12 protein-coding genes are annotated in these 14,960 nt (G+C 61.7%); 2 read left to right on the top strand and 10 right to left on the bottom strand.

Annotation, left to right across the window (positions count from 1 at the left end; genetic code table 11):
* Positions 1 to 89: 89 nt before the first annotated feature.
* The 3 genes from hutU to hutC form a co-directional block, all read right to left on the bottom strand.
* Positions 90 to 1,763, bottom strand: coding sequence for a urocanate hydratase (gene hutU / locus C4Q27_RS13730; RefSeq protein ID WP_014592682.1), 1,674 nt, complete (start codon positions 1,761 to 1,763; stop codon positions 90 to 92).
* Positions 1,764 to 2,189: 426 nt separating this feature from the next.
* On the bottom strand, positions 2,190 to 2,762 hold the full coding sequence (locus C4Q27_RS13715; RefSeq protein WP_064491075.1) for a HutD family protein: 573 nt from the start codon (positions 2,760 to 2,762) through the stop codon (positions 2,190 to 2,192).
* Positions 2,759 to 3,469: a histidine utilization repressor gene (gene hutC / locus C4Q27_RS13710; protein WP_172830964.1), complete on the bottom strand. Its 711-nt coding sequence runs from the start codon at positions 3,467 to 3,469 to the stop codon at positions 2,759 to 2,761. Before hutC ends, C4Q27_RS13715 begins: the two co-directional genes overlap by 4 nt.
* A gap of 144 nt (positions 3,470 to 3,613) precedes the next feature.
* Between hutC and C4Q27_RS13705 the strand changes: the two genes are divergently transcribed.
* Positions 3,614 to 4,978, top strand: a complete 1,365-nt coding sequence (locus tag C4Q27_RS13705; protein ID WP_064491074.1) for a formimidoylglutamate deiminase — start codon at positions 3,614 to 3,616, stop codon at positions 4,976 to 4,978.
* Between the two features lie 147 nt (positions 4,979 to 5,125).
* Here C4Q27_RS13705 and C4Q27_RS13700 read toward each other — a convergent pair whose 3' ends face one another.
* From C4Q27_RS13700 to C4Q27_RS13680, 5 genes are all read right to left on the bottom strand, one after another.
* Positions 5,126 to 5,698: a lipocalin family protein gene (locus C4Q27_RS13700; protein WP_064491073.1), complete on the bottom strand. Its 573-nt coding sequence runs from the start codon at positions 5,696 to 5,698 to the stop codon at positions 5,126 to 5,128.
* On the bottom strand, positions 5,695 to 5,949 hold the full coding sequence (bamE, locus tag C4Q27_RS13695; protein ID WP_003249234.1) for an outer membrane protein assembly factor BamE: 255 nt from the start codon (positions 5,947 to 5,949) through the stop codon (positions 5,695 to 5,697). Before bamE ends, C4Q27_RS13700 begins: the two co-directional genes overlap by 4 nt.
* 226 nt (positions 5,950 to 6,175) lie before the next feature.
* Positions 6,176 to 6,772 carry a DUF924 family protein gene (locus tag C4Q27_RS13690; protein WP_104886960.1) on the bottom strand — a complete coding sequence of 199 codons (597 nt, stop codon included), beginning with the start codon at positions 6,770 to 6,772 and terminating at the stop codon, positions 6,176 to 6,178.
* Positions 6,773 to 6,775: 3 nt separating this feature from the next.
* Positions 6,776 to 7,786: a class 1 fructose-bisphosphatase gene (locus C4Q27_RS13685; RefSeq protein ID WP_010955595.1), complete on the bottom strand. Its 1,011-nt coding sequence runs from the start codon at positions 7,784 to 7,786 to the stop codon at positions 6,776 to 6,778.
* A 237-nt stretch (positions 7,787 to 8,023) separates the two neighbouring features.
* Positions 8,024 to 10,474, bottom strand: a complete 2,451-nt coding sequence (locus C4Q27_RS13680) for a glycogen/starch/alpha-glucan phosphorylase (RefSeq protein ID WP_020190970.1) — start codon at positions 10,472 to 10,474, stop codon at positions 8,024 to 8,026.
* A gap of 184 nt (positions 10,475 to 10,658) precedes the next feature.
* On the opposite strand from C4Q27_RS13680, the gene C4Q27_RS13675 reads away from it, so the two are divergent.
* On the top strand, positions 10,659 to 11,063 hold the full coding sequence (locus C4Q27_RS13675; RefSeq protein ID WP_003249225.1) for a YkgJ family cysteine cluster protein: 405 nt from the start codon (positions 10,659 to 10,661) through the stop codon (positions 11,061 to 11,063).
* Between the two features lie 167 nt (positions 11,064 to 11,230).
* Here the strand turns inward: C4Q27_RS13675 and typA are convergent, their stop codons facing one another.
* Together typA and thiI are read right to left on the bottom strand one after the other, a co-directional pair.
* Entirely contained in the window at positions 11,231 to 13,051 is a 1,821-nt protein-coding gene (gene typA / locus C4Q27_RS13670) for a translational GTPase TypA (protein ID WP_010955599.1), read from the bottom strand.
* 128 nt (positions 13,052 to 13,179) lie between these two features.
* On the bottom strand, positions 13,180 to 14,634 hold the full coding sequence (gene thiI / locus C4Q27_RS13665; RefSeq protein WP_003249221.1) for a tRNA uracil 4-sulfurtransferase ThiI: 1,455 nt from the start codon (positions 14,632 to 14,634) through the stop codon (positions 13,180 to 13,182).
* Positions 14,635 to 14,960 lie beyond the last annotated feature (326 nt).

Below are 14,960 nucleotides of genomic sequence, written 5' to 3'. Positions count from 1 at the left end.
TGGAGCCGCAGGCCCGCTTGTGGGTGCCTGCGCGCTCCTTCTTGTTGTTCAGTATCACCCCTTGCAGGGTGCGATCCAAAGCGTGGTGATCAGCCGGTGATCATCGGCAGGTCCAGGCCCTGCTCCTTGGCGCAGTCGATGGCGATTTCATAACCGGCATCGGCGTGACGCATGACGCCAGTCCCTGGGTCGTTGGTCAGTACCCGGGCGATACGCTCGGCGGCCTCATCGGTACCGTCGCAGACGATGACCATGCCCGAGTGCTGCGAGAAGCCCATGCCCACGCCACCGCCATGGTGCAGCGATACCCAGGTGGCGCCGCCTGCGGTGTTAAGCAGGGCGTTGAGCAGCGGCCAGTCGGAAACAGCGTCCGAACCATCACGCATGGCCTCGGTTTCGCGGTTCGGGCTGGATACCGAGCCGGAGTCGAGGTGGTCACGGCCGATCACCACCGGTGCCGACAGCTCGCCGCTGCGGACCATTTCGTTGAAAGCCAGGCCCAGCTTGGCGCGAAGGCCCAGCCCCACCCAGCAGATACGTGCCGGCAGGCCCTGGAAGCTGATGCGCTCGCGAGCCATGTCCAGCCAGCGGTGCAGGTGGGCGTCGTCGGGGATCAGTTCCTTGACCTTGGCGTCGGTCTTGTAGATGTCCTCGGCTTCACCGGACAGCGCCGCCCAGCGGAACGGGCCGACGCCGCGGCAGAACAGTGGGCGGATGTAGGCCGGGACGAAGCCTGGGAAGTCGAAGGCATTGGCCACGCCCTCCTCCTTGGCCATCTGGCGGATGTTGTTGCCGTAGTCGAAGGTCGGGATGCCCTGCTTCTGGAAGTCCAGCATGGCCTGCACGTGCACGGCCATCGACTGCTTGGCGGCCTTGACCACTGCAGCCGGTTCGGTCTGCGCGCGGTCGCGGTACTGTTCCCAGGTCCAGCCGGCTGGCAGGTAGCCGTTCAGTGGGTCGTGGGCGCTGGTCTGGTCGGTGACCATGTCCGGGCGCACGCCACGCTTGACCAGCTCTGGGAGGATTTCGGCGGCGTTGCCGTGCAGGGCGATGGAGATGGCCTTGCCTTCGGCGGTGTACTTGGCGATGCGTGCGAGGGCGTCGTCGAGGTCAGTGGCCTGCTCGTCGACGTAGCGGGTTTCCAGGCGGAAGTCGATACGGCTCTGCTGGCATTCGATGTTCAGCGAGCAAGCCCCGGCCAGGGTCGCGGCCAGTGGCTGGGCGCCGCCCATGCCGCCCAGGCCAGCGGTGAGTACCCACTTGCCTTTCAGGCTGCCGCCGTAGTGCTGGCGACCGGCTTCGACGAAGGTTTCATAGGTGCCCTGGACGATGCCCTGGCTGCCGATGTAGATCCAGCTGCCGGCGGTCATCTGGCCGTACATGGCCAGGCCCTTGGCGTCCAGTTCGTTGAAGTGTTCCCAGTTGGCCCAGTGTGGCACCAGGTTGGAGTTGGCAATCAGCACGCGCGGTGCGTTGCTGTGGGTCTTGAACACACCGACCGGCTTGCCCGACTGCACCAGCAGGGTTTCGTCGTCTTCCAGGCGGGTCAGGGTTTCGACGATCTTGTCGTAGCAGGCCCAGTTGCGCGCGGCGCGGCCGATACCGCCGTATACCACCAGCTCTTTCGGGTTTTCCGCGACCTGTGGATCGAGGTTGTTCATCAGCATGCGCAGTGGCGCTTCGGTCAGCCAGCTTTTGGCGGTCAGCTTGTTGCCACGTGGGGCACGGATTTCAACGTCACGGTATTTGTTGTTGTCGGTCACGGGAAAGGTCCTCTGCGGTCGTCCGCGGGCGGGTATGTCGTGGTCAATATACAAACACACCTTTACTTGTATGTACAAGCATGGACAACCAAAATAATCGGACCTTGCCGTTCCTGGCTTGAGATTTATGTTGGGGTATAGATCGAGCGCCGCCCGCGCGGCGCTTCGCGGGTAAACCCGCTCCTACGTTTGTTTCGGGCCAGTCCATCATGTGCCTGGCGCGCGCGACCGCCTTGTTGGTACGACGCGATATCGAGATAGGCACCAAGGCGTTCGCGCGCAAATCCCACAGGCATAATTGGCCCGAAACAAACGTAGTCCGGCTTGAGTTCTGCGGCGGCGCTCGATCTCACAGGCGCAGAATGTGTCGAGCCGGACACCTGCGGCGCTCGATCTCACAGGCGACAAAAACCTACAGCCAGACCCTCAGCGTTCAACCAGTTCGATCAGGCAGAACCGCCCCTGAACCTCCAGCCCAAGCAATTCGTCATTGCCCTCCAGCCGCAGGCAGTCATACAACCCTAGCCGCTGCGTTTCACGCCCCACGATGGTCACCTCAACATGGCTGCTGGCAGCAAACAACAACACCGTCGATGCCGAGCTGTACACCCGGCTGGTGCCATCCAGCCACTGCAACCGCGCCCGATATCGCTGCGGTGCATAGATCAGGTTGAAATCGCGGATCGCCCCGCCCAGCAACTTGCAGCTGACCTGGCTCTCGCCGCTGAACGCAAACGCATCGAACGCCAGCAATGGCCGACTGGCCTGGCCATCGACCAGCAGGCGCATGCCGTCGCCCTGCAGCACGGTGATGATCCGCTGGTAGCCGGCAAAGGTGGAAAACCCTCCCGACTCTTCGATATCGGCAATCGACAGACGCCAGCCAAAACCGTCCAGGCCCTCGCCACTGTCGCGGGTGATCTCTTCGGTGAAACCACCACCATTCTTCCAAGGCATGCGCGGGTAATTGTGCGCACGCAACAATTGCAGCTGACTCATTTGCTGAAACGTCCTTCCAGGCGATGACGGGAACCGGGGTGGATCAGCCGTGCAGCGGTCACCGGCTGGCGGCCGGACCAGGTGCGACGACGAATCAGCAGGCAGGGCTCGCCCCGGTCGATCTGCAACAGGGTGCATTCTTCCGGCTCGGCCAGGATTGCCTCGACCACATGCTCGCCCTCCGTCAGCGGCGCCACCTGGGACAGGTAGGCGTAAGGCGTCTGCCGGGTGAAATCCTGCTTGAGGTAATCGGGCGCAATGGCCGCGTTGACGTAACGGTCCTCGATCTGCACCGGCACGCCGTTCTCGAAATGCACGATCAGCGAATGGAAGACTCGCTGACCTTCACGCATGTCCAGGGCCAGCGCCCGTTCGGAGCCGGCCGCTTCTTCGGCAAGCGTGATCACCTGGCAGCTATGCTGGTGCCCGCGCGCGGCAATTTCGTCGGCAATGTTGTTGACCTCGAACAGCGCCGAACGGCCCTTGGGCTCGGCCACGAAGGTGCCGACCCCTTGCATGCGCACCAGCAGGCCTTCGGCGGTGAGTTCACGCAGGGCGCGGTTGATGGTCATGCGGCTGAAGCCCAGCTCGTTGACCAGCTCGCTCTCGGAGGGTACCCGGTGATGCGGTGGCCAGCTGCCGTTGTCGATCTGCTGGATGATCATCTGTTTGACCCGGGCGTAGAGCGGCGCCGGGCCCTCGCCCATCTGGGCAACCAGCACGGAGACAGGAGGTGTCGGCACGGCGATGGATCCTTGTGCAAATGAAATGAGCGGTAGCTTGCCGCAGTTTACCCGGCAGGCAAACGCCTGTATATGTATATACAAGTTAACAATAACAGGATTCCACCGATGTCAGCCTACTTCGCCGAACGCGCCCTGCTACCTACGGGCTGGGCCAGCCATGTGCGTATTGAGGTCGCCAGCGATGGCCGTGTGGCCAGCATCGAGCCTGGCGCTTCGGCCGAAGACGCCGAGCGCCTGGCCGGCCCGCTACTGCCCGGCATGCCCAACCTGCACTCGCACGCTTTCCAGCGCGCCATGGCAGGCCTGGCGGAAGTTGCCGGCAACCCCAACGACAGTTTCTGGACCTGGCGAGACCTGATGTACCGCCTGGTCGGGCAGATCAACCCAGAGCAGCTTCAGGTCATCGCTCGCCAGTTGTACATCGAGATGCTCAAGGCCGGTTATACCTCGGTGGCGGAGTTCCACTACGTGCACCACGACCAGGCCGGCAAGCCCTACGCCGACCCCGCCGAGCTGTCGCGACGCATCAGCGCGGCCGCAGCCGACAGCGGCATCGGCCTGACCTTGCTGCCGGTGCTGTACAGCCATGCAGGCTTTGGCGGCCAGGCGCCGAACGACGGGCAGCGGCGCTTCATCAACTCCACCGGGCAGTACCTGCAGCTGCAAGCCCAGCTCGCCCCGCTGCTGGCCGCGCAACCGGCGCAGCAACTGGGCCTGTGCTTCCACTCGCTGCGGGCGGTAACGCCTGGGCAGATCGCCGAAGTGTTAGCGGCCAGCGACAGGCAGTGCCCAGTGCATATCCACATCGCCGAACAGCAGAAGGAAGTCGACGACTGCCTGGCCTGGAGCGGCCTGCGCCCGCTGCAGTGGCTGTACGAGCACGTGGACGTGGACCGCCGCTGGTGCCTGGTACACGCTACCCATGCCGAACCGGACGAAGTGACCGCCATGGCCCGCAGCGGCGCGGTGGCCGGGTTGTGCCTGACCACCGAAGCCAACCTGGGCGATGGGATCTTCCCGGCAGTGGATTTCCTGGCACAGGGCGGGCGCATGGGCATTGGCTCGGACAGCCATGTGTCGTTAAGCGTGGTGGAGGAGTTGCGCTGGCTGGAATATGGCCAACGCCTGCGGGACCAGCGGCGCAACCGCCTGTATCGCGGCGACCAACCGATGGTCGGGCGCACGCTGTATGACGCGGCGCTGGCCGGTGGTGCGCAGGCGCTGGGGCAGGCGGTCGGCGAGTTGGCGGTGGGCAAGCGTGCCGACTGGCTGGTGCTCGATGGGCAGGACCCCTACATCGCCATGGCGGAGGGTGATGCCATTCTCAACCGTTGGCTGTTTGCCGGCGGCGATCGCCAGGTGCGCGATGTCATGGTGAATGGGCAGTGGGTGGTGCGCCAGGGGCGGCATGCGCAAGAAGAAGAAAGCGGGCGGGCGTTTGCCGAGGTGTTGCGCCAGCTTTTGGGCTGAGTGTACCGGGGCTGCGTTGCAGCCCTTCGCGGGCAAGCCCGCTCCCACAGGTTGACTGCCCCACAAAATGTCTTGGGGGCAGCCCAGGGTTCAGTGCAGAACCTGTGGGGTTTGCCCGCGAAGGGTTGCAACGCAACCCCAAAAAACTCAGTGCATTTTTACTATTTGCTGATCGGACGCCCGCCAGATCAAGCGGCTGGTGTCATACCCCTGCTGCCGCGCCCTGGACAGCAGGTTCTCACGCTCCCAGGCCGGCAGTGTCGGCGTGCGCGACAGAATCCAAAGGTATTTGCGGTCCGGGCTACCGACGATGGCCGTACGGTAGTGGTCGTCCACATAAAGAATCCAGTACTCACCCCGCGCCACGCCTGGCACCAGCCTGGTGAACCAGTTATCGAACTCGACCCATAGCTTGTCGGTGTGCCCCGGCTCCTGGATATTCGCATGCCCTTCGGCGCGAAGCCATTCATCACCCATGGTGCGGCAGCGGTTGAGCACGCCATAACTGCCATCAGGCCTGAGGTTGTAATGGGCCTCGGACTGCTCGCAGCCTTCCTGGTAGCGCATGGGCAGGCGCGCCAGCTCGTACCATTTGCCCTGGTAGCGCTTGAGGTCGACATTTCCGGCGGTTTTCGGCGCCAGCGGGTCGTGCACGGAACCTGCACAGCCGCCCAGCAGCAACGCCAGGCATACCCCCATCAGCAGGTACGCACGCCTCATTTGAGGCCCTGCCCGGAATACATCAGCACCTTGTCAGCTGCGTACTGCACGCTGATGAAGCTCTTCTCGTCCCCCCAGGTGCAGCTGCTCATGCCCAACGCGCCAGAACATTCGGTCGGCGTGCCGAGCAACTGCTCGACCTCGGCCTTGTTCATACCGGCCTTGATCTTGGAATAGTTTTCCTGATTGATCTTGCTGCAGGCAGTCAGCACGACGCACAGCGACAACAGGGCGAGGGAACGCAACGACATGAAGGGACACTCCTGAAAGATGATACAGGCGAGTGGCCTGCAGTGACCTTCGACGTGAAAATCCCTCCCAGGTTCCCTGCCCCACCCCCTATGCCCCTACACCATTGGTCGGATGGCCACTACTGTGCGATTAATCACAAAGCATTAATCATGCGCCCAATAAAAAAGGCCGCCCCCGTTGGAGCGGCCTTGCGTTGCGATGCCTGCGCAGCAGGCTCCCTGGGCCTCAGAAACGGGAACCAGGTTCCAGCAAAAAGTCCATCTCTTCGCTGGTGCTCGGCCGCTCCAGCACCAGGTTGCGGTGCGGGAAGCGCCCGAAGCGGGCAATTACCCGCTGGTGCTGCTCGGCATAGTCGAGGAAGCCTTCGAACAGCCGGCGGTTGGCCTCGGGCTGTTCGTCCAGCAGCATTCGATAACGCTCCACGCACAGGTTCTGCCAGTCCAGCACTTCGGCATGCTCCAGTACCAGCAGCACGAACACGCGCTGGATCGGCAGCAGCTGGTAGTCCCAGCCCTTCTGCAGGCCCTGCATGGCGACTACCTGGGCACGCCGGTCGCCGTCGAAGGCACGCGGCGTGTCGCGGTAGATCATGCGTGGCAGCTGGTCGAGCAAAATCAGCAGGCCCAGCCAGCCCTGCGGGGTTTGCTGCCACTCTTCGAGCCCACCCGCCAGGGCGTGCTCGACCAGGTCGCCAAACAGCGCATGGGCGTCGGCATCGTAATGCTTGCCGAACCACAGCGTGCTCTTCTCGTCAGCCACGGCCTGGGCACTGGTGCCCCAACCGAACCACCATTCCAGCAACGGCTGCCAAGGTGCGAGCATGACTTACTCCTTGTGGTAAGCGGTGACGCGCTCGACCTCTTCCTTCGAGCCGAGAATCACCGACACGCGCTGGTGCAGGCTTTCTGGCTTGATGTCGAGGATGCGATCGTAACCGTTGGTGGAAGCGCCACCGGCCTGTTCGATGATGAACGACATCGGGTTGGCTTCGTACATCAGGCGCAGCTTGCCCGGCTTGCTTGGTTCGCGGGCGTCACGTGGGTACATGAACAGGCCGCCACGGGTCAGGATGCGGTGCACGTCGGCCACCATCGAGGCGATCCAGCGCATGTTGTAGTTCTTCTTCAGCGGGCCGGTCTCGCCTGCCAGCAGTTCGCCCACATAGCGCTGTACCGGGGCTTCCCAGTGACGCTGGTTGGACATGTTGATGGCGAACTCGGCGGTGGTCTCCGGTACGCGGATGTTTTCGTGAGTCAGCACGAAGCTGCCCAGTTCGCGATCCAGGGTGAAGCCCTTGACGCCGTTGCCCAGGGTCAGGATCAGCATGGTCTGCGGGCCGTAGATGGCATAACCGGCAGCAACCTGCTCGGTACCTGGCTGCAGGAACGCTTCTTCGTTGAGGCTTTCGTTCTGGCTCAGGTACTGGTTAGGGCAACGCAGAACCGAGAAGATGGTACCGACCGACACGTTGACGTCGATGTTCGACGAACCGTCCAGCGGGTCGAAGACCAGCAGGTAGGCGCCTTTCGGGTACCTGCCCGGGATCTGGTACGCGTTGTCCATTTCTTCGGAAGCCATGCCAGCCAGGTGACCGCCCCACTCGTTGGCTTCCAGCAGGATATCGTTGGAAATCACGTCCAGTTTCTTCTGGACCTCGCCCTGCACGTTTTCAGTGCCCATGCTGCCCAGCACACCACCGAGGGCGCCTTTGGACACGTGGTGGCTGATTTCCTTGCACGCACGCGCTACCACTTCGATCAGGAAGCGCAGATCGGCAGGGGTGTTGTTGCTGCGGGTCTGCTCAATCAGATAGCGACTCAGGGTAACGCGGGACATGTATGGCTCCGAACGGATTGGGGGGATGAAAAACCCACGCAGTTTACAGGGAGAGTGACGGGCTAGCGAGTGATGAGACTCGCCACGGCTCTCAGACGGCACAATAGGTCGGTAGTTCAGCCTTCGCCAGGCCGGTGGTCTGGTTGTGGGGCGATTCGCGGGCGCGCCCGCTCCTACAGGCTTATGAGAGCCCTGCAGGAGCGGGTTTACCCGCGAACAAGCCAGCACAGGCCTGTCTCAATCCAGCGCCTTCCAGATCTCGGTCGCATACTCGCGAATGGTCCGATCCGACGAGAACCAGCCCATCCGCGCGGTATTGAGCACCGCCTTGCGCCACCACTCCTGCGGTGTGTGCCACAGATCCTCGACCCGGCGCTGAGCATCCCAGTAGTCATCGAAATCGGCACACACCAGGAAGCGATCATAGGCCACCAGGCCGTCGATCAACCCGGTGTACCGGGAAGGGTCGTCTGGCGAGAACACACCACTGCGAATGGCCTGCAACACATCGGTCAAGCGGTTGGAAGCGGCTATGGCAGCATTGGCGCCAAAATCACCGGCACGCTTGCGCGCTTCAACCTGCTGCGAGGTCAGGCCAAAGATGAACATGTTGTCGGCCCCCACCTGTTCGCACATCTCCACGTTGGCGCCATCCAGGGTGCCAATGGTCAACGCACCATTGAGGCCGAACTTCATGTTGCTGGTACCGGAAGCTTCGTAGCCCGCGGTGGATATCTGCTCGGAAAGGTCCGCCGCCGGGATGATGCTCTCGGCCAGGCTGACGTTGTAGTTGGGCAGGAACACCACCTTCAGCAGGCCGCGCACTGTCGGGTCGTTGTTCACCACCCGGGCGATATCGTTGGCCAGCTTGATGATCAGTTTGGCCTGGTGGTAACTGGCCGCAGCCTTGCCGGCGAAGATCTTCACCCGCGGCACCCAGTTGGTGCCAGGGTCGTTGCGTATGGCCTGGTACAGTGCAACGGTGTGCAGCAGGTTGAGCAACTGGCGCTTGTATTCGTGAATGCGTTTGACCTGAACGTCGAATAACGCCTCGGGGTTGACCGTGACGCCGATGCGATCCTGAATGATGCTGGCCAGGGCACGCTTGCTGTGCAGCCGCTGGGCAGCGAACTGCTTGCGGAAACCGGGTTTGTCGGCGAACGGCACCAGGCCCGCCAGAAGCGTCTGCGGGTCGTCCTTGAGTTCCGGCCCAAGCGCCTCGACCAGCATCTCGGTCAGCTGAGGGTTGGACTGGTACAACCAGCGGCGGAAGGTAATGCCGTTGGTCTTGTTGTTGATCCGTTGCGGGTAGAGCTTGTGCAGCTCGGAGAACACCGTGCTCTTCATCAACTTGCTGTGCAGCGCCGACACACCGTTGACGCTGTGCGAGCCGAGAAACGCGAGATTACCCATGCGCACCCTTCGGCCGTTGTCTTCCTCGATCAGCGAAACCGCGCGCAGCACGTCGAAATCGTGCAGGCCTTTGGCCCGCAACGCATCGATATGGTAGGCATTGATCAGGTAGATGATCTGCATGTGCCGCGGCAGCATGCGCTCCATCAGCGCTACCGGCCAGGTTTCCAGGGCTTCTGGCAACAGGGTATGGTTGGTGTAGGCGAGCGTGCCGACGGTCAGCTCCCAGGCCTTTTCCCAAGGCACTTCGTGCTGATCCACCAGCAACCGCATCAGCTCCGCCACCGCAATCGAAGGGTGGGTGTCGTTTAGCTGGATGGCCGCTGCATCAGGCAGGTTGAGCAGGTCCTTGTGCATGTTCAGGTGGCGCCGCAGCAAGTCCTGCAGCGAAGCCGAGACGAAAAAGTACTCCTGGCGAAGGCGCAGTTCCTGGCCGGCCTCGGTGCTGTCGGCTGGGTACAGCACACGCGAAATGCTCTCGGCACGCGCCACTTCAGCCACAGCCCCCAAGTGGTCACCGGCGTTGAAGCGCTCCAGATGCAGCTCTTCCAGCGCCCGCGCACGCCACAGGCGCAGGGTGTTGACGCTGGATCCACGCCAGCCGACTACCGGCGTGTCGTAGGCCACCGCCCGCACCGTCTCGCCCGGCCACCATACCTGGCGCTGGGTGCCGCTTGCATCGTGCACCGTTTCGACACTGCCGCCAAAGCTGATCGGGTAGATCACCTCGGCGCGCTCGAACTCCCAGGGGTTGCCGAAATCCAGCCAGTTCTCGGTCTGTTCCTGCTGCCAGCCATCGACCACGGCCTGACGGAACAGCCCGTGCTCGTAGCGGATGCCGTAACCATGGGCAGCGATACCCAGGGTAGACATGCTCTCCATGAAGCACGCCGCCAGACGGCCAAGGCCACCATTGCCCAGCGCGGCGTCCGGCTCGAGCAGGCGAATGCGTTCGAGGTCCACATTCAGCCCTTCCAGCGCATCGCGGGCGATGTCCAGCAGGCCCAGGTTGCTCAGGCTGTCGTACAGCAAGCGGCCGATGAGAAACTCCAGGGAAAGGTAGTAGACCCGCTTCTGGCTGCGCCGATAGGCCTGCCGGGTGTGATCCATCCAGTGGTCGACCATGTGATCGCGCGCGGCCAGGGCAATGGCTTCGAACCAGTCATGGTCGAAGGCGTGCTCGGGGTCCTTGCCGACCGCATAGGTCAGCTTGTTCAGTACAGCAGCGCGAAAATCCGCGACTTCGGCGTCACGTGCTTTAGGTTCCTGGGACATGCGGCATCCTCGGGCAAGTTGACGAAAGCGGAGGGAGAGTGTTGAGACTAGACCCTTCGACAGAGAGCGACAGTTACGGTTCGCAGTTTTCATGCCCACTTTGCGATTCCGGCAAAAGGTTGTTCATAAATTGAACAATTCCGGTATCATCGCGCGCCCCAAGACCGTGATCCACCCTATAAAGATGAAAACGACCCTGATCGCCGCGGCCGAAGTCGACCGCCTGGAGACCTGGCAGCGCTACACCAGCAACATGTGCCATGGCTGCCATTCGACCTGCTGCACCCTGCCGGTGGAGGTGAAGATCAAGGATCTGATCCGTATCGGCGTGGTTGACGAGTTCGAAAAAGACGAACCACCCAAGAACGTGGCCAAGCGCCTGCAAAAAGAAGGCATCATCGAGCGCTTCAACCAGAAGTCCGGGATCTTCACCCTGACCCGGATGAGCAACGACGACTGCATGTACCTGGATCGTAAAAGCCGCCTGTGCACCATTTATGACAAGCGCCCGGATACCTGCCGCAACCACCCCAAGGTCGGACCGCGGCCGGGCTATTGCGCCTACAAGCCCAAGGTGGTTGGGCGCTGATCTATTGCCTGCACCGGCCTCTTCGCGGGTAAACCCGCTCCTACAGGTCTTGACCTTGGTGGATATCCTGTAGCGAAGAGGCCGGTACCACCAGCACAAAAAACCCAGACAAACAAAAACGCCCCCGGCCTTTCGGCCGGGGGCGTTTTCATTCAGCCTGAGCTAACTCAGTTCTTGGCTTTCTTGGCTGCGCGGGTACGCTCGCCTTCGTCCAGGATCTTCTTGCGCAGACGGATCGACTTAGGCGTCACTTCGCACAGCTCGTCGTCCTGGATGAATTCCAGGGCCTGCTCGAGGGTGTGGCGAACTGGTGGTACCAGGGCGATGACTTCGTCTTTGCCCGAAGCACGCATGTTGTCGAGCTTCTTGCCTTTGGTCGGGTTCACGCCCAGGTCGTTGTCACGGCTGTTCAGGCCGATGATCTGACCGTTGTAGATCTCCTGGCCGTGTTCAACGAACAGCTTGCCGCGAGCCTGCAGGGTTTCCAGCGAGTAGGTCAGTGCCTTGCCGGTCTCGACCGAAACCAGTACGCCGTTGAGGCGGCCGGACATCTGGCCCGACTTCATGGTGTCGTAGCGATCGAAGATCGAGGTCAGGATGCCTGCACCGTTGGTCAGGGTCAGGAACTGGTTACGGAAACCGATCAGACCACGGGCTGGAATGTTGTACTCCAGACGAACACGGCCCTTGCCATCCGGAACCATGTTGGTCAGGTCGCCTTTACGCAGACCCATCTCTTCCATGACCTTGCCCTGGGATTCTTCAGGGATGTCGATGGTGACGTTCTCGAACGGCTCCTGCTTCACGCCGTCGACTTCGCGGATGATCACTTCAGGACGGCCCACGGCCATTTCGAAGCCTTCACGACGCATGGTTTCGATCAGCACCGACAGGTGCAGCTCACCACGGCCCGAAACCTTGAACTTGTCTGGGGAGTCGGTCTCCTGAACGCGCAGGGCAACGTTGTACAGCAGCTCCTTGTCCAGACGATCCTTGATGTTACGGCTGGTGACGAACTTGCCTTCTTTACCGCAGAACGGCGAGTCGTTGACCTGGAAGGTCATCGAAACGGTCGGCTCGTCAACGGTCAGCGGCTTCATCGCTTCTACCGCATCCGGGGCGCACAGGGTGTCGGAGATGAACAGCTCATCGAAACCGCTGATGCAGACGATATCGCCAGCCTGGGCTTCTTCGACGTCAACGCGGTGCAGACCGTGGTGACCCATCAGCTTCAGGATACGGCCGTTGCGCTTCTTGCCGTTGGTGTCGATGGCGACAACCGGGGTGTTCGGCTTGACGCGGCCACGGGCGATGCGGCCAACACCGATCACGCCGAGGAAGCTGTTGTAGTCCAGTGCCGAGATCTGCATCTGGAACGGGCCGTCGCGGTCAACAGACGGTGCTGGTACGTTGTCGACGATCGACTGGTACAGCGGGGTCATGTCTTCGGCCATGGCAGTGTGGTCCAGGCCGGCAATGCCGTTCAGGGCCGAGGCGTAGACCACTTTGAAGTCCAGCTGTTCGTCGGTGGCACCGAGGTTGTCGAACAGGTCGAAGATCTGGTCCAGAACCCAGTCAGGACGTGCGCCCGGACGGTCAACCTTGTTGATCACGACGATTGGCTTCAGGCCGGCTTCGAAAGCCTTCTTGGTCACGAAGCGGGTTTGCGGCATCGGGCCGTCCTGGGCGTCGACCAGCAGCAGCACGGAGTCGACCATCGACATTACACGCTCAACCTCGCCACCGAAGTCGGCGTGGCCGGGGGTGTCGACGATGTTGATGTGGTAGCCGTTCCAGTTGATGGCGGTGTTTTTCGCCAGAATGGTAATACCGCGCTCTTTTTCCTGGTCGTTGGAGTCCATGACGCGCTCGTCGTTGAGCTCGTTACGCTCCAGAGTGCCGGACTGACGCAGGAGTTTGTCGACCAGAGTGGTTTTACCATGGTCAACGTGGGCGATGATGGCGATGTTACGCAGATTTTCGATCACAAGTGTATCTCGATCAGAGGATTCGGTTGCCGCCCAGTGTAGGCGGCCAATATGTACCGTTTAAGGCTCAGCGGGCCCGGCGGTCGGGAGGGCGATGGCGAATACTGCCGCCATACAGCCCCGGCGTCTTATGTCGGACGATAAACACGCACATTGGCATGTCCCTCACTGAGCAGATGGTGTGCGTGCAAACGGCTCATCACACCCTTGTCGCAATACAGCAAGTACTGGCGCGTGGGGTCCAGGTGCTTGAACTTGCTGTTGATGGCGTAGAACGGCATGGCCTGGACTTCGATACCTTCCAGCACCAGAGGTTCGTCTTCCTGGGCATCGGGGTGGCGAATGTCGATGACGATCTGGCCTGGCAGCGCCTCGGCCACTTCCTCGATTTCGATGTCCTTGCCCAGCTCATCGATCACATGATCGATGGAAATGAACTTGGCGCGCTCAAGAGCGCGCTCCAGCACGGCCATGTCGAACTGCTTTTCTTCGTGCTCCATGCGGTGACGCTTGGCATGGGTGGTCGGGTTTACCGAGATCACGCCGCAGTATTCCGGCATGTGCTTGGCAAAGTCCGCGGTGCCGATTTCGGTGGCCTGGTCGATGATGTCCTGCTTGTGGCTGGCCAGCAGCGGGCGCAGCACCAGCTTGTCGGTGGCCGAGTCGATGATCGACAGGTTCGGCAGGGTCTGGCTGGACACCTGGGAAATCGCTTCGCCGGTCACCAGCGCGTCGATCTGCAGGCGGTCGGCCATATGGGCGGCGCCGCGCAGCATCATGCGCTTGAGGGTCACGCCCATGTAGCTGTTGTCGACCTTGTTGAGGATCTCGCCAACCACTTCTTCGAACGGCACGCTGATGAACAGTACGCGCTGGCTGCTGCCGTACTTTTTCCACAGGTAATGGGCCACTTCCATCACGCCCAGCTCGTGGGCACGGCCGCCGAGGTTGAAGAAGCAGAAGTGGGTCATCAGGCCGCGGCGCATCATCTGGTAGGCCGCAACGGTGGAGTCGAAACCACCGGACATCAGCACCAGGGTCTGCTCCAGGGCACCCAGCGGATAACCGCCGATGCCATTGTGCTGGTTGTGGATCACGTACAGGCGCTGGTCGCGGATTTCGATGCGCACCAGCACTTCAGGCTTTTTCAGCTCGATCCCGGCGGCGCCACACTGCTGGCGCAGCTGGCTGCCGACGTAACGGTCGACGTCCATCGAGGTGAAGTCATGGTGGCCACCGCGTTTGCAGCGCACGGCGAAGTGCTTGCCGGCCAGCAGGTGGCCGAAGTGGTGCTTGCACTTGGCGACGATGTCGTCGAAGTCACCCAGCGGGTATTCCTCTACCTGCAGGAAGTGGGTGATACCCGGGGTGCAGGTGAGGCGTTCGATCATCTCGCGCTGGACTTTTTCGTCTTCGACGCGGGTGACCACCTCGAGATTGTCCCAGACACCATCGACCGCGAGCTCAGGGTCGAGATCCTTGAGCACGTTGCGGATGTTCTTGCCAAGCTGGCGGATGAAGCGCTTGCGCACCGGCCGGCTTTTGATGGTGATTTCTGGGAAGACTTTGACGATAAGTTTCATTGGTTAACAGCGCGCGCAGGGCCTGCCGAAAATGAGGGGCGCGAATTATATCGGAAATTGCTCAGGATTTGACCAACTTTTGATCAGAAGCTTTGAGATAAATGCAGAGGCCAGGTTTTGCAGCGCCTGTTCCGGCCCTTTCGCGGGCAAACCCGCCCGTAGGAGCGGGTTTACCCGCGAAGAGGCCCTAGAAGCTGGCACGCCACACGCCACGCACCCTATTGGTGCGACACGATCAAAAAACGCATCGTAAGTGTGCACTTTCACCCGCTAACCCAACGCCAAATGCCCGCAAACGCCCCCTTTTATCCCACCCTCGCCATTTT

Source organism: Pseudomonas sp. SWI36, assembly GCF_002948105.1.
Lineage (GTDB): Bacteria > Pseudomonadota > Gammaproteobacteria > Pseudomonadales > Pseudomonadaceae > Aquipseudomonas > Aquipseudomonas alloputida.
This window is presented reverse-complemented; position numbering and strand designations above follow the sequence as displayed.

Excerpts from the sequence above, each read along its gene's own strand:
- C4Q27_RS13715 (WP_064491075.1), bottom strand. The coding sequence starts at position 2,762 with ATGAGTCAGCTGCAATTGTTGCGTGCGCACAATTACCCGCGCATGCCT.
- hutC (WP_172830964.1), bottom strand. The coding sequence starts at position 3,469 with ATGGGCGAGGGCCCGGCGCCGCTCTACGCCCGGGTCAAACAGATGATC.
- C4Q27_RS13705 (WP_064491074.1), top strand. The coding sequence starts at position 3,614 with ATGTCAGCCTACTTCGCCGAACGCGCCCTGCTACCTACGGGCTGGGCC.
- C4Q27_RS13700 (WP_064491073.1), bottom strand. The coding sequence starts at position 5,698 with ATGAGGCGTGCGTACCTGCTGATGGGGGTATGCCTGGCGTTGCTGCTG.
- bamE (WP_003249234.1), bottom strand. The coding sequence starts at position 5,949 with ATGTCGTTGCGTTCCCTCGCCCTGTTGTCGCTGTGCGTCGTGCTGACT.
- C4Q27_RS13690 (WP_104886960.1), bottom strand. The coding sequence starts at position 6,772 with ATGCTCGCACCTTGGCAGCCGTTGCTGGAATGGTGGTTCGGTTGGGGC.
- C4Q27_RS13685 (WP_010955595.1), bottom strand. The coding sequence starts at position 7,786 with ATGTCCCGCGTTACCCTGAGTCGCTATCTGATTGAGCAGACCCGCAGC.
- C4Q27_RS13680 (WP_020190970.1), bottom strand. The coding sequence starts at position 10,474 with ATGTCCCAGGAACCTAAAGCACGTGACGCCGAAGTCGCGGATTTTCGC.
- C4Q27_RS13675 (WP_003249225.1), top strand. The coding sequence starts at position 10,659 with ATGAAAACGACCCTGATCGCCGCGGCCGAAGTCGACCGCCTGGAGACC.
- thiI (WP_003249221.1), bottom strand. The coding sequence starts at position 14,634 with ATGAAACTTATCGTCAAAGTCTTCCCAGAAATCACCATCAAAAGCCGG.